The 1,187-nt window shown below is 46.9% G+C and carries 1 protein-coding gene; it reads left to right on the top strand.

The window, feature by feature from the left end:
* The first annotated feature begins 71 nt into the window (after window positions 1–71).
* Window positions 72–1,159, top strand: a protein-coding gene (locus VSX58_RS22430; protein WP_327619985.1) for an IS3 family transposase whose coding sequence is annotated in 2 segments (ribosomal slippage) — window positions 72–324 and window positions 324–1,159 — 1,089 coding nt in all. Because the reading frame shifts where the segments join, the coding sequence is not laid out codon by codon here.
* Window positions 1,160–1,187: the final 28 nt, after the last annotated feature.

Below are 1,187 nucleotides of genomic sequence, written 5' to 3'. Positions count from 1 at the left end.
GGTAATCCCCCCAAAAAAGCGGAGTGTTCATAAGTAGAATTTTCTCGTAATCTGAACGCAGGAGATTCGCTATGAAAAAATCACGCTTTACCGACAGTCAGATCATCGCCATCCTCAAACAGGCCGAAGCAGGAACGCCCGTGCCTGAACTGTGCCGCGAACATGGCATCAGCAGCGCCAGTTTTTATAAGTGGCGGGCTAAATTCGGCGGAATGGATGCGTCCCTTATGACTCGCCTGAAAGAGCTGGAAGATGAGAACCGCCGTCTCAAAAAGATGTATGCGGAAGAACGGCTTAAGGCTGAAATCATTCAGGAAGCCATGCAAAAAAAGTGGTAAAGCCATCTCAGCGTCGGCAGATGGCAAAAGCGGCAGTGGAAAACAGGCACATCAGTATTCGTTTTGCCTGTCAGATATTTTCGGTCAGTGAAAGTTGTTACCGCTATGTGCCAAAACTTGATGAGGAAAATCAGCAAATTGCCGACTGGTTATTGCACATTACCGATAGTCAGCGAAACTGGGGTTTTGGCCTGTGTTATCTGTACCTCCGCAATGTAAAGGGGTTCGGCTGGAACCCTAAAAGGGTATACCGGATTTACTGTGAGCTTTCGCTAAATATGCGCATTAAGCCGAAGAAAAGATTGAAACGGGAAGAGCCGGCGCCGTTGAGAGTACCGGAACAAAGCAATGAAAGCTGGTCGATGGACTTTATGCATGACCAGCTAGCAGATGGCCGCTCAATCCGGTTATTGAACATCATTGATGATTTTAACCGTGAGGCACTGGTAATAGAAGTGGACTTCTCATTACCGTCGGTTCGGGTAAAGCAAACGCTGGAGCGTCTGATTGAGTGGCGAGGGAAACCGGTTTCAATACGTTGTGACAATGGTCCGGAATATACGAGTAGCGAGTTGATGCAATGGGCTAAAAACAACGGCATTGAACTAAATTTTATCCAGCCGGGTAAACCGCAGCAAAATGCCTATATCGAGCGTTATAACCGGACAGTGCGTTATGACTGGCTGGGGCAATATATATTTTCTTCACTGGACGAATTACAACGGTACGCAACAGAATGGCAGTGGTTTTATAATCACGAAAGGCCGAATATGGCGTTGGGCGGATATACCCCAAAACAGCATGTGTTACGTGCTGCATAACTCTACTTATGGCATCCGTTAAAAATGG

This window comes from Brenneria populi (genome assembly GCF_036016195.1).
Taxonomy (GTDB): Bacteria; Pseudomonadota; Gammaproteobacteria; order Enterobacterales; family Enterobacteriaceae; genus Brenneria; species Brenneria populi.
The sequence above is the reverse complement of the archived record's forward strand: the minus strand, read 5'-3'. Positions and strand labels throughout refer to the sequence as shown.